General features: G+C 39.6%; 16 protein-coding genes. 9 read left to right on the top strand and 7 right to left on the bottom strand.

What is annotated here, in order from left to right; all coding sequences use genetic code 11:
* Positions 1-95: 95 nt before the first annotated feature.
* Together ACSLUH_RS00850 and ACSLUH_RS00845 are read right to left on the bottom strand one after the other, a co-directional pair.
* Positions 96-3008 (bottom strand): TonB-dependent receptor domain-containing protein, encoded by a 2913-nt coding sequence (locus tag ACSLUH_RS00850; protein WP_448563607.1) that lies wholly within the window; start codon positions 3006-3008, stop codon positions 96-98.
* A 197-nt stretch (positions 3009-3205) separates the two neighbouring features.
* Positions 3206-4771, bottom strand: a complete 1566-nt coding sequence (locus ACSLUH_RS00845) for a protein adenylyltransferase SelO (RefSeq protein WP_527252151.1) — start codon at positions 4769-4771, stop codon at positions 3206-3208.
* A 294-nt stretch (positions 4772-5065) separates the two neighbouring features.
* On the opposite strand from ACSLUH_RS00845, the gene ettA reads away from it, so the two are divergent.
* The 6 genes from ettA to ACSLUH_RS00815 all read left to right on the top strand — a co-directional run bounded on the left by ettA (position 5066) and on the right by ACSLUH_RS00815 (position 12783).
* The gene (ettA, locus tag ACSLUH_RS00840; protein WP_448563605.1) at positions 5066-6742 is read left to right on the top strand and encodes an energy-dependent translational throttle protein EttA; all 1677 of its coding nucleotides are present in this window, start codon (positions 5066-5068) and stop codon (positions 6740-6742) included.
* A 112-nt stretch (positions 6743-6854) separates the two neighbouring features.
* Positions 6855-7220, top strand: coding sequence for a PilZ domain-containing protein (locus ACSLUH_RS00835; RefSeq protein WP_448563603.1), 366 nt, complete (start codon positions 6855-6857; stop codon positions 7218-7220).
* Between the two features lie 34 nt (positions 7221-7254).
* Positions 7255-7749 (top strand): glycine cleavage system transcriptional repressor, encoded by a 495-nt coding sequence (locus ACSLUH_RS00830; RefSeq protein ID WP_448563601.1) that lies wholly within the window; start codon positions 7255-7257, stop codon positions 7747-7749.
* Between the two features lie 123 nt (positions 7750-7872).
* On the top strand, positions 7873-9990 hold the full coding sequence (gene ppk1, locus ACSLUH_RS00825; RefSeq protein ID WP_448563599.1) for a polyphosphate kinase 1: 2118 nt from the start codon (positions 7873-7875) through the stop codon (positions 9988-9990).
* Positions 9987-11504: a Ppx/GppA phosphatase family protein gene (locus tag ACSLUH_RS00820; RefSeq protein WP_448563597.1), complete on the top strand. Its 1518-nt coding sequence runs from the start codon at positions 9987-9989 to the stop codon at positions 11502-11504. Before ppk1 ends, ACSLUH_RS00820 begins: the two co-directional genes overlap by 4 nt.
* A gap of 160 nt (positions 11505-11664) precedes the next feature.
* Positions 11665-12783, top strand: a complete 1119-nt coding sequence (locus tag ACSLUH_RS00815; RefSeq protein WP_448563595.1) for an HDOD domain-containing protein — start codon at positions 11665-11667, stop codon at positions 12781-12783.
* A 126-nt stretch (positions 12784-12909) separates the two neighbouring features.
* Here the strand turns inward: ACSLUH_RS00815 and ACSLUH_RS00810 are convergent, their stop codons facing one another.
* The 4 genes from ACSLUH_RS00810 to ACSLUH_RS00795 all read right to left on the bottom strand — a co-directional run bounded on the left by ACSLUH_RS00810 (position 12910) and on the right by ACSLUH_RS00795 (position 17580).
* Positions 12910-13875 (bottom strand): PstS family phosphate ABC transporter substrate-binding protein, encoded by a 966-nt coding sequence (locus ACSLUH_RS00810; protein ID WP_448563593.1) that lies wholly within the window; start codon positions 13873-13875, stop codon positions 12910-12912.
* 197 nt (positions 13876-14072) lie between these two features.
* Entirely contained in the window at positions 14073-15386 is a 1314-nt protein-coding gene (phoR, locus tag ACSLUH_RS00805) for a phosphate regulon sensor histidine kinase PhoR (protein WP_448563591.1), read from the bottom strand.
* 323 nt (positions 15387-15709) lie between these two features.
* A complete protein-coding gene (gene phoB / locus ACSLUH_RS00800) occupies positions 15710-16411 on the bottom strand; it encodes a phosphate regulon transcriptional regulator PhoB (protein ID WP_448563589.1) in 702 nt (233 codons plus the stop codon).
* A gap of 251 nt (positions 16412-16662) precedes the next feature.
* Complete coding sequence (locus ACSLUH_RS00795) at positions 16663-17580, bottom strand: porin (RefSeq protein WP_448563587.1); 918 nt, start codon at positions 17578-17580, stop codon at positions 16663-16665.
* Positions 17581-17896: 316 nt separating this feature from the next.
* Here ACSLUH_RS00795 and ACSLUH_RS00790 point away from each other — a divergent pair, with 316 nt between their 5' ends.
* The gene (locus ACSLUH_RS00790) at positions 17897-19630 is read left to right on the top strand and encodes a sensor histidine kinase (RefSeq protein WP_448563585.1); all 1734 of its coding nucleotides are present in this window, start codon (positions 17897-17899) and stop codon (positions 19628-19630) included.
* Positions 19631-19758: 128 nt separating this feature from the next.
* Positions 19759-20679 (top strand): recombination-associated protein RdgC, encoded by a 921-nt coding sequence (rdgC, locus tag ACSLUH_RS00785; RefSeq protein WP_448563583.1) that lies wholly within the window; start codon positions 19759-19761, stop codon positions 20677-20679.
* A gap of 73 nt (positions 20680-20752) precedes the next feature.
* Here rdgC and ACSLUH_RS00780 read toward each other — a convergent pair whose 3' ends face one another.
* Positions 20753-21595, bottom strand: a complete 843-nt coding sequence (locus tag ACSLUH_RS00780; RefSeq protein WP_448563581.1) for an HDOD domain-containing protein — start codon at positions 21593-21595, stop codon at positions 20753-20755.
* Between the two features lie 481 nt (positions 21596-22076).
* On the opposite strand from ACSLUH_RS00780, the gene trhP reads away from it, so the two are divergent.
* On the top strand, positions 22077-23450 hold the full coding sequence (gene trhP / locus ACSLUH_RS00775; protein ID WP_448563579.1) for a prephenate-dependent tRNA uridine(34) hydroxylase TrhP: 1374 nt from the start codon (positions 22077-22079) through the stop codon (positions 23448-23450).
* Positions 23451-23468: the final 18 nt, after the last annotated feature.

The raw sequence follows: 23468 nt of genomic DNA, 5'->3' as shown, positions 1-23468 counted from the left end.
TAAAAGTTTAATCATACCTTAGGCACTAGCATTCAATAAAAAAGGCTGTGATATTAACTATCGCAGCCTTTTACTTTCAATATCAATTAATTAACTTAGAACTCGTAGTTAAGTCCTAAGTAATATGAACGACCAATAGCGTCATAAACGCCGGTCCCCATTTGTATAGAAGGTCTATTCGCTTGAGGGCCTTTATCCATTAAGTTATTAACACCAAAATATAAGTTTAAGTTATCGTTAAAGTTATAACTACCACGAACATTGGTATAAACAACCGAGTCAATGCTGTTTTGCGGATAGACTGGGTCGCTATCTGGATCGGTAAATGCAATTCGCGAACTACCTAAATAGTTGAAACCTAAATGTGCACTCCAATTATCATTGTTATAAGTTACGTTGAAATAGCCGCGTGCCTTTGGCGCTCTTCTAACGCCCGCTAAGTAAACGATCTCATCAGGACTGTCAGCATTCAGTAGCTGTTCACGTTTGTCGTAATAGCTCCCAACTAAATTAAAGAGCACAGAGCCTTGCGCTAAGTCAACCAGGTAATTCATCTCAACGTCATAACCTGAAGCAGATAATGCCGCTACATTGACTTCTTGATTTCGAACAGATTTAAGAGCAAGAGGATCTTGTTCAGTACCACGAGAAATCAGGTCACAGAATGGGTTACCCGACATTTCAAAATCAAAACAATTAGAAAGGATTTCATTAACCGCTGGTCGTGCTATTGCATTGTCAATCTCAATGTTCCAGTAATCTAACGCTAATGAAAAGTTATCAATAGCCTGTGGTGTGTATACCAAACCAATGGTATTCGATGTAGACTCTTCCGATTCTAGGTTTTCATTACCAGAAACCATGACGGCAATTTCACCACCATCTGTGAATGATGCCCAGCCATCTGGAACCCCTATCGATGCACAGTTTTCCTGACGTTTAGCTACATTCTTCCCTAAATTAATGTTTCTAATAGAGCACGGATCCGCAACTACTTGTAATTGTGTTTCTTCTGGTCTAAATAATTCACCAACATTTGGTGCACGCGTCGCTAACCCATGAGATGCCCGTACACGAACTTCATCATTTATCGTCCAATCAATACCAGCCTTGTAAGCAACTTCCCCACCAACAGTGCTGTAATCAGAATAACGCACAGCTGTTTCTAAGGTTAAGTCTTGAGCAAAAGCCGCATCACTAACCACCGGGATTAACAACTCACCAAAAACTTCCGTGACATCATAGCCACCATCAACAACCGCGCGACCACCTAAGTACGTTTTACCGGTTAAACCGCCTGGTCGTAATATTTCATCGGGCGTTGAACTGCTTTCTTCATCACGGTATTCCACACCAGCAGCAAATTGCACATAACCTGCTGGTAACTCAGCCAAATCACCGTTTATGGCGAAGTTGACAACGGTTTGGGTTAACTTACCATCAACCCCGTAGTAATCCATGACAAATTCGCGTGCTGCATCAGATGCCGAGTTAATGCCGAACGGATCAATAGGTGCACAGCCACCTGATGGATCGGCACAAACGATATTGCCGCTTGCATCACGAACAGCGAACATCGCTTGTTTGAACTTAGCAATATCATTATCGTATTGCTCTAAACGGATATCGTTTTCACCACGTTGCACTGTAAACTCATAACCAATGCTATCAGTTAACTGACCACGTGCACCAGCGACAAACTGCCATAATTCAAAATTATTCTTTGTTTCAGCATTCCCTAAGCCATCAAAAGCCTTATTAACATAGACCTGAGCCAAGCCAGCTTCTGCAATGGCATTAACGAGCGGCGTATAAGGTTCTAAAAATGGATTGTCAGCGGTAACTACAAACGTTGGGCCATATGTTCCATCAGAAAACACCCCTTGTGAAGTATTGCGACCTTTGGTAGCAGAGTATTTAAAGTCTGCAAATACGAGATGATTGTCATCAATTTCCAGATTGGTTCTGACACTAGCAATTATGCGCTCAGTGGGTGTACTGATCATATTGTAAGGTTGGATTTTAAAAGCGTCATCTCCCTCACAAGTAATGCCTGGCTGAACACAATTAAACCTTGCATCAACCATATTGCCATCCTGGTCAAAAGTTTGAACAGCTAATTGACCTATAGGATCATACCCTAAGGCAATAAGCCCTTGCTCACCGAAATAAGGTCTAAAGCCAGAAGAAGACACAATTCCAGCATTGTTTAATGGCAAAAATCCATAATCGTGATTAATACGTTGCTGAGGCAAGCCGCTACCCTTAAAATATGCTTCGCTATTAACCCAGCCAATATAATTTTCAGACCACTTTCTATCAACAGCTCGCACGCCTTCACGGTCAGTATAATCAAATGAAAACATTAAATTACCACGACCATTAGCATAATCGGTACCTGCTAATAAACTAAAGGTATTTTCTTCACCGTCTCCGCGGTCGGTTTGCCCTGACTTTGCATCAATGCGAATACCGTCATACGATTTTTTCATAATGAAGTTAACCACACCAGAAACAGCATCGGCACCATAAACCGCGCCAGCGGCACCTGTAATCACTTCAACACGTTCAATCATTTGCGTAGGAATAGAGCTAACATCAACGCTCGATTTCCCTAACGAGCTACCTACTTGGCGACGGCCATCAATCAGCACCAAGGTACGATTCTCACCTAAACCTCGTAGGTTAGGAAGTTCTAAACCTGCACTATCATCACTTAAGCCGTCAGTACGACTTCTAGCACCTAAACTACCTGCGATAGCTGGCAGCGAGTTTAAAATATCACCGGCGTTATTAAAGCCCAGTTGTTTAATTTGATTGGCATCGATAACTGTCGTTGGCACTGGCGCCGCAGCACTAGAGCGCTGAATACGTGAACCAGTAACAGTGATAGTTTCTGTTTGTTCTACTTGTTCTATATTGTCTACTTGCTCCGCTAACGCATAATTTGGTAGTAATACCGAACTAGCTAATAACGCAACACTTATTTTAGAGTACGCAAATCGCATGGTTATTCCCCTCGTATTATAATCATCAATCACCCCAAAAACCTTCCGAGATAATCTGAGATTATTAAGATACAGATAATTTTTACAAAAGGAATATCTTGATGTTAATAATGTGTTTCAAAATGTACAACAAGGTGTACATTTTTAACAATATAAATATAAAATTCAATTACTTAAAAACAAAAAAACAATGCATTTCAAGAGCTACAGGAGAGCATCGAACATCCGGCTTTATTATCGGCCCACTTAGGACGCTTTTGCGCATACTGTTCATAGCCTGGCTGCTCGTGATAAGGATTTTTAAGGATGGCGGCTAACGTCTCTAGCTCTTGATAGTCACCGTGCTCAGCTTTATCGATCGCTTGCTGCGCTAAATAATTGCGTAAGACATATTTTGGATTGACACGATTCATCGTAGCGATACGTTGCTCGGTATTGTCTTGCTGTTGTGCCAAGCGAGCACAGTATTTCTCAAGCCACTGTAAAAATAATTGCTTGTCTTGCTCTGTTAATTGCTCTGGCGCGTAGAAGCTTGGTAGAAAATGCTGCCAACTATCGTCAAGATCAGCAAAAGATGTCGCTAAAAGTCGATAAAATATTGTCATATCAACATTTAACGTTGTCAGTAGTTTCTCTAACTCATTAAACAGCGGCTCATCACTTTCTTTGATAAATGTGGTCAATCCAAGTTTTGATGCCATCATCGCTAACCATTTACTGTGGTAGCGCTCCGCATACTCGGTCAATATTTGACTCAAACTTTGCGCATCTTCGATAAGTGGATATAAGGCATTAGCCAGTTGAAACAGATTCCATTGCCCTATCTCTGGCTGAGCGCCAAAGCAATAGCGTTTCGTATTAGCGTCAGTGGTATTAGGTGTCCAATGCAGGTCATAATTATCAATCCAACCATACGGGCCATAATCAATGGTTTCGCCAATAATCGACATATTGTCGGTATTCATCACACCATGAACAAATCCGACCCGCATCCATTCGACTATCAGATCACAAGTGCGACGACTTATCTCTCGAAACCAAGCGAGATATCCATCTTGGTTGCATTCAAATTGGCCGTTAAAATCATGAACAATGGTATAATCTACTAACTGCTTTAATAACGTGATATCACCTCGTGATGCAGGTAGTTGATAGGTACCAAAACGCAGAAAACTCGGCGATACCCGACAAACAACCGCACCAGGCTCAAGTTTGACATTACCATTATAAAACATATCACGTGCAACTTGCTCTCCTGTTAAACACAAACTTAATGCTCGGGTTGTTGGAATACCCAAATGATACATGGCTTCAGAGCATAAAAATTCTCGAATCGACGAACGCAACACCGCAAAACCGTCAGCACTACGAGAATATGGTGTGGGTCCGGCCCCTTTTAGTTGTATGGTTATCAGAGAATCTTGGGGGGTTCTTATTTGTCCAAGATTGATGGCTCGTCCATCACCAAGCTGCCCTGCCCAGCGACCAAATTGATGACCACCATAATTATAGGCAAAGGGTTGCATACCAGAAAGTGGTTTACTGCCGGTTAGCACGCTCGCCCAATGTGCAGCATTAGCATTGTTAACTTCTATCCCTAGCTGTTTAGCAAGTGAGTTTGTAACGCTAATTAGTCGAAGTTGTGAAAAAGATTTTGGCGTGACATAAGAGTACGGCGCTTTAACTTGACGAGGATAATTTTCGGTAAGTTCGTCACCGGTAAAATGACTGATAAATCGGTTGTCAAAATTAAGCGTTGTCACAAATACTCCCATCAAATGGCGTTAGCTAGTTATTTAGTTAGTTGACTGCATTGTACCTTGTCAACGTGTTAAACGTAACAACAGCCTCACGAGATCTGTTTTCTTCGTTTCAGTTTGTTTCAGTGTTAAATTAGTCCAATCAAAAGGTCTTGCATCACTGGGGCAAGGATTTCAGACATGTACTTAGACACATGACCAAAAAGTAAAAACCCCAAAGATGTCATTTGCTTGAGCGCCAACATTCACCTAAAATATCAGACAATTTATTTCTCTACTTTTAAAAAGGTTTTCCTTATGGCTTTGCCAGATAAATTTATCTATTCGATGCACCGCGTGAGTAAGGTGGTGCCCCCAAAACGCACCATTTTAAAAGACATTTCTTTGTCATTTTTCCCCGGCGCTAAAATTGGTGTTTTAGGTTTGAACGGTGCGGGTAAATCAACCCTGCTTCGCATCATGGCTGGTGTCGACACCGAGTTTGAAGGTGAAGCAAAGGCATTAACTGGTACTAAAATTGGTTACTTACCTCAAGAGCCTCAATTAGATGAAAATAAAACCGTTCGTGAGGTTGTTGAAGAGGCTGTTTCTGAGGTTAAAGATGCCTTAGCACGTTTAGACCAAGTTTACGCAGCTTACGCTGAACCAGATGCAGATTTTGACGCGCTAGCAAAAGAACAAGGTGAGCTGGAAAATATTATAAATGCTCATGATGGACACAACATCAACAATGCGCTAGAAAGAGCGGCTGATGCATTGCGCTTACCTGAGTGGGATCAAAAAGTTGCGGTGTTAAGTGGTGGTGAAAGAAGACGAGTTGCTCTTTGTCGCCTACTGCTTGAAAAGCCTGATATGTTGCTACTTGACGAGCCAACTAACCACCTTGATGCTGAATCAGTTGCATGGTTAGAGCGTTTTCTTCACGATTATACCGGAACAGTTGTCGCTATCACCCATGATAGATACTTCCTTGACAACGTTGCTGGCTGGATTTTGGAGCTGGATCGTGGTGAAGGTATTCCATGGGAAGGTAATTACTCTTCATGGCTTGAACAAAAAGACAAGCGTTTAGAGCAAGAATCAAAGAGTGAAAGTGCCTTACAAAAAACCATTAAGCAAGAATTGGAATGGGTTAGACAAAATCCAAAAGCTCGCCAATCGAAAAACAAAGCACGTATGGCTCGTTTTGAAGAGTTAACCAGCCAAGAGCACCAAAAAAGAAATGAAACCAATGAGTTGTATATCCCTCCTGGACCACGTTTAGGTGATAAAGTACTTGAAGTTAATCATCTAACAAAATCATTTGGTGATCGTGTATTAATTGACGACTTGTCGTTCACCATTCCCAAAGGTGCGATTGTTGGGATTATTGGTGCCAATGGTGCTGGTAAATCGACCTTATTTAAAATGCTTTCTGGTACTGAACAGCCAGATAGCGGTGAAATTTCAATTGGTGAAACAGTTAAGCTTGCAAGCGTCGACCAATTTAGAGATGACATGAATGATAAGAACACCGTTTATCAAGAAATATCACAAGGCCATGATTTACTTGAAATTGGTAATTATCAAATTCAATCTCGAGCTTATTGCAGTCGCTTTAACTTTAAAGGCAATGATCAGCAAAAATTCATTGGAGACCTTTCTGGCGGTGAACGCAACCGCGTCCATTTAGCCAAGTTAGTACAAACAGGCGGTAACTTGTTACTACTCGATGAACCTACCAATGATCTCGATGTTGAAACCCTTCGTGCGTTAGAAGAAGCGTTATTAGAGTTTCCAGGTTGTGCCATGGTTATCTCACATGACCGTTGGTTTTTAGACCGAATTGCCACCCACATTCTTGATTATCGTGATGAAGGACAAGTGAATTTCTTTGAAGGTAACTTCACCGACTATAATGAGTGGTTGAAAAAAACCTTAGGTAGTGCAGCAACAGAGCCCCACCGCATAAAATATAAAAAAATAAGTGCATAAGCTAACTTATTAGATAATAAAGAAATAAAGGCACCTTTAACGCATTTAAAGGTGCCTTTTTTATAAAATGCGGCTATGCTGAATATATTAGAAATTAATTTAACGCATTATCATGGAAAATAGACGTCAATTTACTCGCATTTTATTTTCAATAAACGCCTCTCTTGAGGTCGAGGATACCCAGTTTCCTGTTAAAATACATGATATTTCGTTAAATGGCGCGCTAGTGACACGCCCAGAATCTCCCCAAGCGTTATTGAACAAGTTAGCTACGCTAACCTTTACCCTAAATGACAGCGATGCTGTGGTCACCATGCATGTTGCGATAGTGCATCAGGAGGACGATGTCATCGGCCTGCGTTGCAATGCCATCGACATTGACAGTGTTACCCATTTACGTCGTTTAGTAGAACTAAATTTAGGTGATGAAGGACAGCTGAACAAAGAATTATCGCAATTATCAAAAATGTCAGAATAAAAACTCTTCTCAATATAGAAAATAAGGATGCGCTATGAATCAACTGATTATCTCCTTTGTATGCCCAGACAAACCGGGCCTTGTTGATCTCCTTTCTCAAACGATTAATGAGCATGAGGGCAATTGGCAAACCAGTAGCCTTCATCATTTAGCCGGTTATTTTGCTGGCGTTTTGCAAGTATCAGTAAATAACGAACAAAGCCAAAAACTCACTTCAGCACTTGAAGCGCTGGCACCGTTTACCTTTACCATCGTATCGAGTGAGAGCAATACAACAGACAAAGCTAACCTTACTTTACAAGTAACCGCGAATGATAGACCTGGCATTATTAAAGAGTTGAGCTCGGTTGTTCATCACCACGGCGGAAACTTATTGAAACTGATCAGTGTTACAGAAAGTGCACCACATACAGGACAAGAGATGTTTAACGCTGAATTGCAAATAAATATCGACGTTAATAGTATTGATGAACTCGTTGAAGCGATTGAACAACTCGCCAACGACATCATGGTTGATATCCATCGGTAAGCAAAAAGCAACGACAAAGCAACAACTTAGTTAACTGCGTTAGGGAACCTACCTTAGCGTGTAGTAAAAGTGTAACAATTACTTCATATACTTGTTTTACTTAGTATTAATGAAGAAGATGAGATGTTTGAAGGTCAAATGTTATTTGAGAAAGAGCTAAGTTGGTTAGCCTTTAATGAGCGTGTACTGCAGGAAGCTGAGGATCCTTCTGTTCCACTTATCGAAAGGATCCGCTTTCTCGGCATATACTCGGCAAACTTAGATGAGTTTTTTCGCGTCCGATTTGCAGATATTCGCCGCCATGCCATATTAGAGTCAGCCCAAGATATTAAAAGCGCTAAATGGGCGGATTTGCTGCAACAAGTTACTTTCAAAGTCAACGCACTCACTCTGCGGTTTAAAAAGGTCGCCGATAAAGTGTTTGCCGCCTTAGCCAAAAAAGGGATCCATACGCTATTTAATGACCCAACCAACAAAGAATTTGATCAACATCTGAATAATGAGCAAATATTATGGTTGGAACAATATTTTGATAACCGAATTCTGCGTCATATCACGCCTATCGTTATTCATTCTAAGACTCAGCTAGCGAACTGTATCGATGATGATGGGATCTACTTTCTCGTGGCATTGAATCAAGAAACCACCGCACAATTTTGCTTGGTTGAGATTCCCAGAGAAGATACCGATCGCTTTATTGTCGTACCAACAAAATCTGATGCAAAAGCCCAGTATATTGTGATGCTCGATGATGTCGTGCAGTACTTTATGGATAAATTATTTAAAGGCTTCTTTAACTATAACTTTATCGATGCCTATTCATTTAAGTTAACCCGAGATGCTGAATATAATCTGACTGACGATATTGATGAAAGCTTGTTAGATCAAATGTCTAAAGGAATAAAACAGCGCCTTAAAGCCGACACAGTAAGACTTGTTCATGATCGAAAAATGCCCAAATACATGATCGCTTACCTAAAAAAATACCTCAAAATTCGTGAACTAGAAAGTATAGCGCCAGGTGTTAGATACCGACATTTTAAAGATTTTATCAAATTTCCCAATTTAGGCGACAACACATTAGTCAACCCGACAATGCCAGCTTTAGATTCAGTGCTCTTTACCACCAAAGACTCTGTATTTGATGCAATCGCTCAACAGGATATTTTGCTCTATTATCCTTACCATAAGTTTTTTCATTTCACTGAGTTTGTCCGCCAAGCGTCCTATGACCCAATGGTCAAGCACATAAAGATTAATATCTACCGAGTAGCTAAGCACTCTCGTATTATTCAATCGCTGATTGAAGCAGTCAAAAACGGTAAACGGGTTACCGTTGTCGTTGAGTTACGTGCTAGATTTGATGAACAAGCCAATATCGAGTGGGCAAAGAGAATGAAAGACGCTGGCATCGACGTTGAGTTTGGTATCGAAAGCTTAAAGGTACATTCAAAATTATGTTTGGTAACCCGAATTGAAGACGATAAACTGGTACGCTATGCCCACATTGGTACAGGCAACTTCCACGAAGGAAATGCGCGAATTTATACCGATTTTGCCTTATTTACCTGCCACAAAGAAATCGGGCAAGAGGTAGAAAATGTTTTTGAATTTATCGCTCACAGTTACAAACGTTTTCGCTTCAATCACTTAATTGTATCGCCACTGACCTCACGTCGAAGACTTTATCAATTAATAGACAACGAAATGGCTCACGCTAAAAACAAAAAGCCAGCGAGTATAACCCTTAAACTCAATAACTTGGTTGATCCCGGGTTAATCAACAAATTAAGAACAGCCGCGCATAAAGGCGTAGCAGTGAGCCTTATAGTCAGAGGAATGTGTGCTTTAATTCCAACATACACCAAAGGAACTCCCGATATTAAGATCATTTCTGTTATTGATCAGTTTCTTGAACACCCAAGAGTGATGATATTTGGCAATGGCGGTGAGTCTAACGTTTTTATCTCTTCTGCAGATTGGATGGAGCGCAACATTGACCATCGTGTTGAAGTTGCCTGCCCGATTTATGATCCCGAACTTAAACAGCTCATTATCGATATTATCAATATCCAACTGGCGGATAATGTCAAAGCGAGGCTCATCGATGATAAACAAAACAATTATTATGTCAGCACAGACGCTATGCAAAAAGTTCGCTCGCAAATTGATATTTATCATCATTTAAAAAATATAGAAAATCTGCGATTTACTTCCCTACTGCCAATTATACCTAAATGACACAAATACCATCGCCACTTGCCGCTAATGAGAACTATATCGCTGCTTTAGATATCGGCTCTAATAGTTTTCACTTCGTATTAGCTAGACAACTTGAGCAACATCTTCAGATTGTTCATTCTGAAAAATATCAAGTGAGATTAGCCAGTGGACTCGATAGTCAGCATAGATTAAGTCAGCAAGCGATAGACCGTGGTGTGGCAATATTGGCTAAGCTCGCCACCGCAACACAAGATCTTTCACCGAAAAAATTTAGGGTTGTCGCAACTTATACCTTAAGAAAAGCAAAAAATGCCGAAGCCTTCTTAAAGCAGGCTGCTGACATATTTCCCTACCCTATCGAAATTATTTCAGGACATGAAGAAGCACGATTGATTTATCAAGGCGTTTCTTTTTATCAGGCCTCAAATATTCAGCGTTTAGTTATCGATATTGGTGGCGGTAGTACCGAATGTATTATTGGTATTGAAACCAAAATAAAAGTCCTTGAAAGCTTAAACATGGGCTGCGTGAGCTTTCAACAGCAATTTTTTAAAAATGGGCAAATATCCAAAGCCGCATTTAACCGCGCCATTAAAGCGACGATTCATGAAGCTGACGCCGTTGTGCCTCGTTTTAATAAACACCAATGGCAAAGCGCAATTGGTACCTCTGGTACAATAAAAACACTCTACAAATTAATCAATGAAGGGGAAGCGATCGAACAGCCGCTGACCCTTAAACACCTCTATCAAATTAAAGAGCGATTAATATCATGCAAGCACGTTAATCAAATAGATATTGAGAGCTTAAAAGAAAGTCGCAAAGAAGTCATCTGTGCAGGTGTTGCAATCTTGATTGGTTTAATGGAAAGTTTTGCCATCAAAACCCTCGATTTTTGCCAATATGCCCTCAGAGAGGGAGCCTTATATGAGCTATTGGAGGATTTTAGTACCTTGGATGTACGCCAACGCACAATAGAAAGCCTTCAATCAAGGTTTAATATTGATATTTCACAAGCTACACAAGTCAAACTACTCGCCTTACATTGGCTTGCACAAATTGAATCAACCCAGGCTTTAGGGAGTCCGATTTATCAAGAGCTGTTAAGCGCAGCAGCTAATTTACATGAACTTGGCTTTGACATAAATCCATCAGCCTATCATAAACATGGTCACTATATTTTAACCCATGCCGACCTAGCCGGCTTTAACCAAGAGCAACAATACATTCTGGCTTGGCTTGTGCTGAATCAACGAAAAAAAATCACGCCATTGCCATTATCTCACTGTTATCAGTTAAAAGCTGAACCAGTCAATTTACTTTGCACACTCTTACGATTAGCCGTGTTATTGTCCCAACAACGGCAAATTGATGATATCAGCATTGCTCAACTAAGCTTGGCAGGCAATACCATTAGATTAAAAATTTCTTCCGACTGGCTAAAACACAGGCCCATTGTGCAGACCGAGCTGTTATACGAAAAAGCCGCAATTAAAAGGCTTGGCTATCAATTAACTTTGCTCACCGATTGATTTTCCCTGATCATTAAAATTCACATCGTCATTTACCATAGGCTTGTTTAGGCCCCAGCCAAAAGGGAAATAGATTTTTGACTATTGCACAACCATACAGTTAATATGACATTATGATGACAATTTGACTCGCTCAAGCCTACATGACAAAGGACATTAGATGTTTACGGAGCTTACCATCTCAGCCATTATTTTTAGTTTTTTGGTTTTTATCATATGGCAGCTAAACAGGGAAAAAAAGGTATCGAAACCAACAACGATGGTTAATTCGAATATCGTCAATCGACAAAACAAATCAATGTTAGATGGTCAACTTGATTCAAACGTAACGAAAATAACCCCTCAAGACTTTGTTGAAACCAATAAATTAAATAACTTAACCCTAAACAACGCGAAACAGACGCAAGCCTCTCGCAGCCTTATTGAACAGATATGTTTTAATCATAAAAAGCCTCACCCTCTTTTACTGCCATTAACACAGGCAGCGTTTGAACCCAACGAATTATTTGAGCTCATAAAAACCGACCCCCAAATGACGGCAAAAATGCTAAAACGCGTCAATTCACCTGTTTTTGGCCTTTTAAAACCAATCACTAGCATTCATCATGCGATAATCTACTTAGGTATCGGCACGGTTAAAAACATTGCGTTACATTACGCCATGGATAATACGCAAGAGTTTGACAAGACACCCCAGAAAAACGCTTATCAAAAGCTTTGGAGTGCTAGTTATTTGGCGTCATCAATAACAATGTTTTGCGCTAAAGAAATGCGTATTGATGATGCAGCTGAAATTTCAACATCATGCTTGCTGTCTTATTTAGGCGATATGGCATTATTATCTTCAAATGAAAACTTTGCAGCGCTTTTCACAACCCCAACGTCACTTATTGAACGAATTAGTACCTACCAAGAAGCAATTGGATTAAACCAGCAGGATATTAGTAGTGCACTCGTCAGGCATTGGCAATTACCCCGGGCGCTCGTTCGATTTATTGACCATAGCCTTAGCCCAGTATGTGAGCCATTGACAGAAAAAGTTTCTACAGAAGAAATATTAAAAATAGGCTTAATGTACCTTAGCTCGCGACTTGCTGATACAGCAATTTTTGGAGAACTTACACGCTTTGATGAAGTCATTGAGTCAATTAGGCAGCAGGGTGATTTGCATTGCTTCTTCGCTAAATATCCAACACCTGCGAGTGAACAAATACTGCAACTGCTTAACACGCCCCACATGAGTAACAAAATAAGTTTATTAATTAAGCAATGCCAATAACCTTGGCTGCTTGGTTACTGCATTTACTTAGTAAGTGCGTGTGCTTTGATGATTTATGTTAGAAGAAGTTAAAGATAAAAAAAATCCCAACTAAAGTTGGGATTTTTTTAAGAGTAAGTCAGTTATTTATAAAGTTAAACCCAACTTTTTAAACTCTTTTTCGATTACTGAGCGAGATAGTGGGATATAACCATCTTTCTCAACAATTTTTTGACCTGTTTTTGATAAAACCATTTTCAAAAACTCAGCTTCCATTGGTGCTAATGGTTTGTTTGGGTGCTTGTTGACATAAACATATAAAAAGCGAGAAAGTGGGTATGTCTTGTTAATCGCATTTTCCATTGTCGCTTCAACATAATTGTCACCTTTTTTCGCTAAAGGTAATGCCCTTACACCCGATGTTTGGTAACCAATACCTGAGTAACCAATACCGTTTAGTGACGCTGAGACAGATTGTACAACAGAAGCAGAGCCTGGTTGTTCGTTGACACTGTTTTTAAAGTCACCTTTACACAATGCTTTCTTTTTGAAATAACCGTAAGTACCAGACACTGAGTTACGACCATACAATTGAATATCTTTACCAGCCCAATCACCTGTCAGTCCTAAATCTCCCCAACGATCGATATCGTCTGCTAAACCACATTTACGGTTATTCGAGAAAATCGCATCTACTTGGTCTATTCTTAACCCTTTGATCGGGTTGTCTTTATGAACAAATACTGCCAAAGCATCAATCGCTACGCGAACAGCCATCGGCTTATAGCCATAACGTTTTTCAAACGCTTCAATTTCGCGAGACTTCATTTTACGACTCATTGGGCCTAAGTTTGAAGTCGCTTCAGTTAATGCTGGTGGCGCAGTAGATGAACCTGCTGCTTGAATTTGCACGTTAACATTTGGATAAGTGCGCTTAAATTCTTCTGCCCAAAAGGTCATCATATTTGCTAATGTATCAGAGCCAACTGATGAAATGTTACCTGAAACACCACTTACTTTGTTGTATTCAGGTAGATCTTTATCGATAGCGACAGCCGAAAAACTAACTAGACTTGCTAAACTAATCGCGCTTAGTACACGTTTCAAACTCATAATATTCTCCAATGAGAGTTGTTATGCCAAATAGCTTAACTCAATGATATTTCAATGAATTAACACTTAGCTTTAAATTTTATGTGACTACTATATAAAGCTTATGTGACAATTATATTTAATGATTGTGACACTTATATGACAAAGTTCATTTATCTGTCATATAAGGTACACTTATAGCGTTTGGAAATTTGTGATTAAGAATGCGATATCAGCGCAACGTGAGGCTGTAGGTTAAAGTTAATAATAAATTCACTTCCTGCTCCCCACTCACTTTCAATTGATAATTCGGCTTTGTGGTGATTGAGTACATGTTTAACAATGGCAAGGCCCAAACCTGAACCTCCGGTATCTCGAGACCGCGATTTATCCACTCTAAAGAAACGTTCGGTAATACGGTTTATATCTTCGGGACGAATACCTGGGCCATTATCTTTTACAGAAAACCTCGCTTTGTTTCCACTACGCTGCCAAGAGATTTGGATATGACCTTGCGACTGTGTATAAGCAATCGCATTTGAAATGAGATTTAAACAAGCACTTTTAAGCTCGCTCTCAACTCCTTCAATCATCAAATGCTGGTCAATGTTTACCTCAAAGGTATGCTGTTTTTGTTGATTTAGCCATTTGGCATCTTCTACTAACCCTTGTAGTAGTTTTGGCATATCAACCAATTGTTTATCGTCATCATCTGTTTGAATTTCTACGCGCGATAAAATTAATAGTTGCTCTACCAAGCGATCCATTCGTGTCACTTGCCCCTCTATGGTACTAAAGGCTTTTTGCCAGTGAGGATCTAAGGCGTGTTCGGTTGCCAAAATCATTTCAACGTAACCTCTGACCACGGTTAAGGGCGTTTTAAGTTCATGAGAAACATTGGCAACGAAATCTCGTCGCATCTCTTCTAGACGATGGATTTTACTGACGTCTCTGGCCAATAATAAAACTTGATCACCGCCATAAGCCATCAAGCGCAGTTCCAACCTTAATTCTTTATTATGTGGGCATGGGATATGACACGGTTGTTCAAAGTTTCCCTCGTCTAAATAGCGAGTAAATTCGGGAAAACGCAATAGATTGTCAATTCGTTGCCCGACATCACTTGGCCAGCGTATACCTAAAATACGTTGTGCTTTTTTATTGGCCCACAAAATAGAAAGGTCGTTTGACAACACTAACGCAGCGTCAGGAAGTGCTTCAGCGCCATCCCTAAATTGGCGTATTTTCTGACTTAATTGTTTTTGCTTGGTTCTATATTTTTTTATTAGTCGATAAAGACCATCATAAATTCGTCCCCACGCTCCTTCTGATTGCGGAGGAGAAATAGATTTACTTTGCCACAACCATTGAGCTAGTTGATATAAGTGAAAATAATGCCAAACAACAAAAGCCAAGGCGCAAATAGTCAGCAGTTCAAAAGTTAAACCAAGGAAATAGCCTATCAAGGCACTTAAAAACAACGAGATAACTAGACGGGAACACAATTCTTTCGCCGATAATCGAAAATGCATAATAAGCAATAAACCTCTAGGGTCATTATTGTTTAACGAGGTAACATCAACCTGAAAAACCTAATAAACAGCCAAGTGCGGCAATTTCACCATGATTAACCAGTAAAGTCACAAAGTTTTTACTAAAATATAAAAAGATTGATTAAGGTCTGTAAATCTTGGGTTAGTTTTTCTGCAATAGGCTATTAAATTATAATAGCGAAGCAGCATGAGCGAATGCTAATGCCACTCGTATTCAAAATAGCCATTGTCCGCAGGCCGAAGGCTGAAGGCTGAAGGCTGACTAACCTTAAAATAATACTATTAAATTTCAGCACAATGCTTTAGGCACTTGCTTTTAATTTACCAGAGAAACGATAACCAGACCCTCGTACCGTCTGAATAAATTCTTCATGGCCTTCACCAGATATCGCCTTCCGCAATCGACGGATATGTACATCAACCGTGCGGTCTTCGACATAAACGTTTGTGCCCCACACATTATCAAGTAGTTGTTCTCGGCTATAGACTCGCTCAGTATGGGTCATGAAAAAGTGCAATAAGCGAAACTCTGTTGGTCCCAAGTCAAGGCTGCGCTCATTGATTGAAACGCGATGGGCGACTGGGTCAAGCTTCATTCCATGAAACTCAATCGCTTCTTCCAATGCGGTAGGAGATACACGACGTATAACTGCTTTGATGCGAGCAATAAGTTCTTTCGGGGAAAAAGGTTTAGTGACGTAATCATCAATACCAACATCAAACCCCTTAACCTTATCTTCCTCATCGGCACGAGCGGTGAGCATAATAATTGGGATAGAGCGTGTGTATTCATTTTGCTTCATTTCTTTAGCAAATTTAACACCAGTACCACCCGGCAACATCCAATCAAGCAAAATCAAGTCGGGATAAGGTTCAACTACTTTCGCCTTTGCTTGATCGTAGTCTTCAGCCTCAATGGTATTAAAGCCATTTTGCTCTAATACAAAGGTAATCATTTCGCGAATTGGTGCTTCGTCCTCTACCACCAATATTTGTCTGTTCATATAAACTTCCTGATCCAAGGTAACCGTTCATCTAATGAACATTGTGATAACTTTTTATGACAGTTTTATTAAACATGATAAATTTTAACGCATTAAATTTTATCATGCGAATTTGGATAAAATAACGAAATAGAAGTAGGTACATCCTAATATGCCTTAACCTCAATAAAATAAAGGATTCGCGCTAAAATCAGCCGATAAAAAAAGCGACAAACCGTCGCTTTTTACTAGGGCAATAAGTCGTTTTATGTCTAAAACTTGTACTCAATACCTGCTGCTAAATAATCTTGGTCGGCATCAGTATCCATATCATAAGAAGTAAAGAAACCAAATAACTTAGTATTTTTAGCTAGCTTATAATCTGCACCTAAAGTATAGCCAGACTTGTCAACTCCACCGTTATGATTAGCAGTTTGCACTTGCGCTTTTAGCGTCCAGTTTTCAACGCCATATTTAGCAGACACTAAAAAGCCATCCATTTCTTTACTACCATCAACACTTTCTTGATCTTGGTACATAGCACCTAACACGACACCAGCAAGTTTAGTTTGGATAGTTGCACGAACAGCGTCATAACTCTTAACTTCAGAATCAACAGCAATTGAAGCAAATACGTTTGATTTCTTTAAGCCTTTATCACCATAAAATAACGCAACAGACACACCGTCTTGCCCTTCTACGCTATCTTCAGTAATGTAAGTAACACCTAATTGCAAACCAGAAAACTTAGGCGATTTATAGGTAATAGTGTCACTCAAACGGTTTTCACCTTTCCACAATGTTTTAATGTCACCGTTTAAATCGCTAAACAAGTCGACTTTACCTTGCGACTGTTTAAAGACAGTGTCATTTTTGCCTAGTAACACTTCACCAAAATTACCTTTTAAACCAACATACTGGTTACGTTGTTTAAACGTATCACCGTCACCGTCTAAATCAACTTCAAATTCGGCTTTATAGATAACCGTTAAATCGTTATCCAACGCATGTGTACCTTCAAAACCAATGCGAGAGGCATTGCTTTTAACTTCGGTATATGAGCCTGCACCATCATCAGATGATTGAACAGTAACGTTAGCTTTACCATAAATGTTAATGTCAGCCGCTGAAGCCGACATTGTGCCTGCAGCCATTAACGCTGTTGCTAAAATACTTTTAGTGAATTTCATAGGTGTAACCTTCATTAAATCAAGTTAATTCTAAAATTGTCGCTAGTTTGCCAGCCAAAGATTACACTTTTGTGACAATATGACACTTTATTTAAATTTAAATGACAAACAAATGTATTTTTCATGTCAGTTAAAAGATGTTTTTATGACATATCAATGACATAAATAAGAAAAACACCTTGCATACACTATAGTAGAAAAACTGACAAACATTTTAGTTTAGCCGCAAATAACCTTTATTAATCATAAAAAAAACTTTAATCAATGCATAAAAACGCTAGAATCATAGGAAGACCTCAAAAAAAAGAAACGTTTAATGAAAGTTACCAGTCTATCTCGTACATTATTAACGCGAGTCTTATCATTCTATTTTGTGCTGACCTTTCTCGTCACTTGTGTCCAAATCGGTGCAGAGTACATCAATACCAAAGACCACATTAAACGTGAATTACTGACCATCGAAAGAACCTTTAGTAGCAGTTTGACTCGTGCAGTATGGGAATTAAATACTCAACAAGCAGTTGACATCGCCCAAGGTTTAGTTGATATCCCGATGATCAAAGGTATCAGGGTAACGGATGAAAACAACCAAGTGATCACACAGCTTGGTGAAGTCAACGATAGTACTGAGTATCAACTTGAAGACGATAATAATTACCAAAACATCCAAACTACTTCAGGCGGTTTATTCGGTCATACCTTTTCACTAATTTTTGAATTCTCAGGACGGACGACAAAAGTAGGTTCTGTGACCCTGCTTTCAAGTAACCAAGTAATATTCGATAGAATAGAGGTTGGCATTTACTTCCTTATCGGCAATGCCATGGTTAAGACCGCTGCACTGGTTTTTCTATTTACCATTGCTTTTAATAAGCTACTCACCAATCCATTAAATGAATTGACTGAGCAAATTAACCAGTTTGACGTTGATGATCCAGAGGCTTCCAAACTTCATATTATTAATTATGAAAATAATGAGCTTACTATCTTGCAGGATTCATACAATAATCTCATTAATGAGCTTGTGCGGCACAAAGAGGAACTTGCTAGCGCGCAACGAGAAGTCATCAACACCAATAACAAACTTGACGAACAAAACCTGATGCTCGAGCAAGAAGTTGCCCGTAAGACCTCTTCACTAAGTACCACGATGCTTAAAATGGAAACTCAGCAACGTGAATTACTCGAGCAACAAAGTAAACTCAAAGCTGAAAACGCGAGACGCAGCCAAACAGAAAAAACACTGACCCAAACCAATAAAGAGTTGAAAAACTCGATAGATGAGCTCAATAAAGCGCAAGTAAGGCTATTAGAAGCAGAAAAAATGGCAATACTCGGCAGTTTGTCTGCGGAAGTTACTCATGAAGTGAATACTCCTATTGGTGTTTCTATTACTTCGAGTACATACTTGGCGGATCTACTAACACAGCTACAAAAAGATATCGAAGAGAATAAACTCAGTAAAAAGGCGCTTGAGCATTTTGTTGCAAATGCGCAACAGTCAATTGACTTGCAATTAAAAAATCTTAATCGAGCATCTGATCTTATTTCGAGTTATAAACAAGTTGCTGTAGATCAAACCAGTGACAAAATTCGTCAAATTGACCTCGGTAAGTATGTTAATGAAATCATTCATTCACTCGAGCCGAAAATTAAACGTACTCCCCACAAAATAAATGTCATCTGCCCAGAGAAGGTTGAAATATTTTGCCATGCTGGTGCTATTTCTCAGATTTTTACTAACTTAATTGTTAATTCACTGACTCATGGTTTAGAAACTAAGGAGCAAGGTGAGATAACCATCGATATTAGCCAACAAAACGACCGTGTTCATATTCAATTCTTTGATGATGGTGTCGGTGTATCAGAGCAACAACTTGTCCATTTATTTGAACCCTTTTACACCACAAAAGGCGGTCAAGGAGGTACAGGTTTAGGCACCCATATTGTCCATAATTTAGTCGTTGATACGTTGAGTGGAAAAATTGTTGCCCGCTCGAATCCAGGAGAAGGGCTACACTTTGATATTGAGTTTGATGACATGCAATAACTACTCACGTAGAACAAACGAACTTATCCGGACAATACGCTTTAATCATGATGACCCAATCTGACTTTTGAGTTAACATAAGCCCCTTTTGCTAAAGCGCCCTAATGACTGGGTAAAGGAATAATAAAATGTGGTTTAAAAACCTATACTTTTTTGCCTTCACACGACCTTTTGAATGGTCAGAAAAAGAGCTCGAAAAAAACCTTTCAGAGCATCTATTTACCCCATGTGGTTCAACAGAAATGTCGCACTTTGGTTGGGTAAATGCTTTAGGTAAACACGGTCATAGCCCGGTTCATGCAGCAAACGGCAACTTTTTGCTATGTGCAAGAAAAGAAGAAAAGATTCTGCCAGCCCCTGTGATCAAAGATATGCTTGATGAAAAAATAGCACATTTACAAAATGAACAAGGGCGAGCAGCAACTAAAAAAGAAAAAGAGCAATTTAAAGAAGATATTATTTTTGAATTACTTCCGCGCGCTTTTTCTCGCGTTACAGACACGCACGCCTATATAAGTCCTTCAGAAAATATCATCGTCATTAACACCAGTAGTCGCAGTAAGGCAGAAGACTTTCTTGCGCTGTTACGCAAAGTGCTTGGTACGTTGCCCGTTACTTCAGTTTCTCCAGAAAGAGCGCCTGATGAAATAATGACCGACTGGTTGACTGAAGGTAATTTACCTGAACCATTCCAACTTGGTATGGAAGCAGAACTTCATGGCTTAGGTGATGATGGCGCCATCATCCGTGTAAAAAACCAAGACCTTACCAGTGAGGAAATGAAAAACCATCTTGATGCTGATAAGTTCGTTGTTAAAACGGCGCTTGAATGGGACGATGCGATTTCGTTTATTTTGTGTGACGATTTAGCAATAAAACGCGTGAAGTTTTTTGATGTTTTACACGAGCAAAACGAAGACATCGATAAAGATGATGTTGTCGCGCGATTAGATGCAGATTTCGCCCTAATGGCCGGGGAATTAAATCGTATGATCAATGATTTGTTAGCGACGTTTTCACAAAAAGCAAGCGATTACTTAGAATCATAGTTACGCTCTGCTCTCTTAAAAAGTGTCTTTAAAGTATGGGCCTTAACACCTTTAGTTAAGGTCCATACTTACGTTATGTGAACATAGATTTCACATCAGCAAACACATCTAAAAACTCTTGTGAATCCATAAAGTCAATTTCAGGTAAGATCCCTTTACTTACATAACTATTTAACAATACTTCTTTGGTTGACTCGTTTTTAAAGACGTTATTTTTAATGGCCCCTGCTCGAATAAAATCAAGGTAATGTACCTGTGAAGGTAAAACCGTCAGGTCACTCCAACTCTTGACTAATTCAGTAAACTCGTCACTAAAGCCCCAGGCTCTGGTGACTTCTGCGCCAATATCAGTTGATAACTTGTTTATTGCCTGCTGTAAAAATGTTGGATTAGCAAAAACATCGGGATGATTTTCTGCTTCTTTTAAAATTGGCAGGACACCAATATTGTGAACTAGCACTGCAAGTGTCAAGGTATCCATTGCTAAATGACTATGTTTATTGCGTTGCAGATAAAGCGTCATTAACGCAATAGCAACCGATGAAACATCTACCGTCTTAGCCCAAGATTTTTTTAAATACATGGCGACAATTTCATTCTCAGAAACAAAAACTTGCTCTAACGCCATTGCTGTCGCAATACTTTTTATTTGACGTAACCCGATCCGAGTAACCGCTTGATTAACCGTTTCTACTTTAATACTTCTCCCCATCATCGCGCTATTGGCTACCTTCAGCATTCCCATAGACAAGGCTGGATCGTGTCCTATGATATCACTCATGGTATGTAAATTAACATCAGGGTCGTCCGCTGCTTCTCTAACTTTTAGAGCGATTTCAGGCAAGGTGGGTAAGATAAGTGCATCTTGTTTTATTTTTTCGACTAATATGGTGTACAGAGCATTTTCGGTTCCCATAGAGTGACCTTATTCTTTTGTAATTTCCTATTAAAAAAATAGCACAAATTGCTCAATAACCTAGCTTTTTCTTCAGTTATTTTAGCGCGTGCCGACCTATCCCGGGTGATTTTTGTTCGAATTAACTACATTTTAATCATGCCAGTTGTAATACAGATAGTTTTTATACGCACAGCGCGAGTAACAACACCTAAAAATGCTGTTAAATGAATCCTAAAACAGCTTTTATGATGTCTTTTTACTTCGTTATCGCTAACTTATTTGGAATTACCAGACGACAACCGTTCTTCCTTGTCTAACAACATTATCAAGTACTGCAAAAAGCCTCGAAGTTAAACAGGCTCTAGTGAAAACACCATCGACAAACGTCGATTTTGTTCAATTGAGGTTAACCTACTATTTGTGACTCTTTCGCGTAGAATTTAAGCGATAATTCTGCTACAATCCGCGCCCGATTTTTCACTATTGGTGGTGTTTCATTATGTTTAAGCCAGAACTTTTATCTCCGGCTGGAAGCCTCAAGAATATGCGTTACGCATTTGCCTATGGCGCTGATGCCGTTTATGCGGGACAACCGCGTTACTCGCTTCGCGTCAGAAATAACGAGTTTAGTTTAGAAAACATTAAAATTGGTATTGATGAAGCGCACCAACTCGGTAAAAAGTTTTACTTAGTCAATAATATCGCACCACACAATAGTAAATTAAAAACCTTCATCAAGGACATTGAGCCGGTTATCGCTATGCAACCAGATGCTCTGATCATGTCTGATCCAGGTTTAATTATGATGGTTCGGGAAAAGTTTCCTGATATGCCAATTCATTTATCAGTTCAAGCGAATGCCGTCAACTGGTCGACCGTTAAGTTTTGGCAACAACAAGGGGTTGAACGCGTTATTTTATCAAGAGAGCTTTCTTTAGATGAAATTGAAGAAATTCGCTATCAAGTACCAGAAATGGAGCTTGAGGTTTTCGTTCATGGCGCACTATGTATGGCATATTCTGGCCGTTGCTTATTGTCAGGCTATATTAATAAACGAGATCCGAACCAAGGCACATGTACTAACGCCTGCCGCTGGAAATATGATGCGCACCCAGCATCTGAAACAGAAACCGGTGATGTTATTGCAACAACCTCTGTAGAAACCTTTGTGCCAGAGCAAAAGCCTGTAGATGATATCGTATTACTTCAAGAACAAGGACGCCCAGGTGAATACATGCCTGCTTTTGAAGACGAGCATGGTACTTATATTATGAACTCCAAAGACTTGCGAGCTGTTGAACATGTTGAGCGTCTCGTGAAAATGGGCGTCCATTCATTAAAAATCGAAGGTCGAACAAAATCATTTTATTATTGTGCTCGTACGGCACAAATTTATCGCCAAGCAATTGAAGATGCGTTAAATAATAAGCCTTTTAATCAACGCTTAAACACAGATTTAGAGCATTTAGCGCACCGTGGTTATACTGAAGGCTTTTTGCAACGTCATCGTCCAAGTGATACACAGAACTACGATTACGGTTACTCAAAGAGTGACACCCAGCAATTTGTCGGTGAAGTCATAGGTCGAGATCCAAACACTGGCTTGGTAGAAATCGCGGTGAAAAATAAATTCCTCGTCAATGACCAGTTGGAACTGATGACGCCAAACGGAAATATAACCTTTACGCTAAAACACATGGTAAATAAAAAGCAAGAGCCAATTGACGATGCGAAAGGCTCTGGTCATACAGTTTTTATCGAACTCGCGAGTGAATTACCTTTAGACTTTGCCATTTTGATGCGTTATTTGGATGAAGGTGGTACAACACGTCACCCATTCGCTCAGCAACCTGTGTCGCAAAGTACACCTTAAGTAAGCATGCAGTTTGGC

Source organism: Thalassotalea ganghwensis (genome assembly GCF_053485795.1).
Note: the sequence above shows the minus strand (reverse complement) of the source record. Positions and strands in the feature narration are given on the sequence as shown.

Bases quoted from the DNA above. Each gene is read 5' to 3' on its own strand.
- ettA (WP_448563605.1), top strand. From the start codon at position 5,066: ATGGCTTTGCCAGATAAATTTATCTATTCGATGCACCGCGTGAGTAAG.
- ACSLUH_RS00820 (WP_448563597.1), top strand. From the start codon at position 9,987: ATGACACAAATACCATCGCCACTTGCCGCTAATGAGAACTATATCGCT.
- ACSLUH_RS00835 (WP_448563603.1), top strand. From the start codon at position 6,855: ATGGAAAATAGACGTCAATTTACTCGCATTTTATTTTCAATAAACGCC.
- trhP (WP_448563579.1), top strand. From the start codon at position 22,077: ATGTTTAAGCCAGAACTTTTATCTCCGGCTGGAAGCCTCAAGAATATG.
- ppk1 (WP_448563599.1), top strand. From the start codon at position 7,873: ATGTTTGAAGGTCAAATGTTATTTGAGAAAGAGCTAAGTTGGTTAGCC.
- ACSLUH_RS00815 (WP_448563595.1), top strand. From the start codon at position 11,665: ATGTTTACGGAGCTTACCATCTCAGCCATTATTTTTAGTTTTTTGGTT.
- rdgC (WP_448563583.1), top strand. From the start codon at position 19,759: ATGTGGTTTAAAAACCTATACTTTTTTGCCTTCACACGACCTTTTGAA.
- phoB (WP_448563589.1), bottom strand. From the start codon at position 16,411: ATGAACAGACAAATATTGGTGGTAGAGGACGAAGCACCAATTCGCGAA.
- ACSLUH_RS00780 (WP_448563581.1), bottom strand. From the start codon at position 21,595: ATGGGAACCGAAAATGCTCTGTACACCATATTAGTCGAAAAAATAAAA.
- ACSLUH_RS00830 (WP_448563601.1), top strand. From the start codon at position 7,255: ATGAATCAACTGATTATCTCCTTTGTATGCCCAGACAAACCGGGCCTT.
- ACSLUH_RS00795 (WP_448563587.1), bottom strand. From the start codon at position 17,580: ATGAAATTCACTAAAAGTATTTTAGCAACAGCGTTAATGGCTGCAGGC.
- ACSLUH_RS00810 (WP_448563593.1), bottom strand. From the start codon at position 13,875: ATGAGTTTGAAACGTGTACTAAGCGCGATTAGTTTAGCAAGTCTAGTT.
- ACSLUH_RS00790 (WP_448563585.1), top strand. From the start codon at position 17,897: ATGAAAGTTACCAGTCTATCTCGTACATTATTAACGCGAGTCTTATCA.
- ACSLUH_RS00850 (WP_448563607.1), bottom strand. From the start codon at position 3,008: ATGCGATTTGCGTACTCTAAAATAAGTGTTGCGTTATTAGCTAGTTCG.
- phoR (WP_448563591.1), bottom strand. From the start codon at position 15,386: ATGCATTTTCGATTATCGGCGAAAGAATTGTGTTCCCGTCTAGTTATC.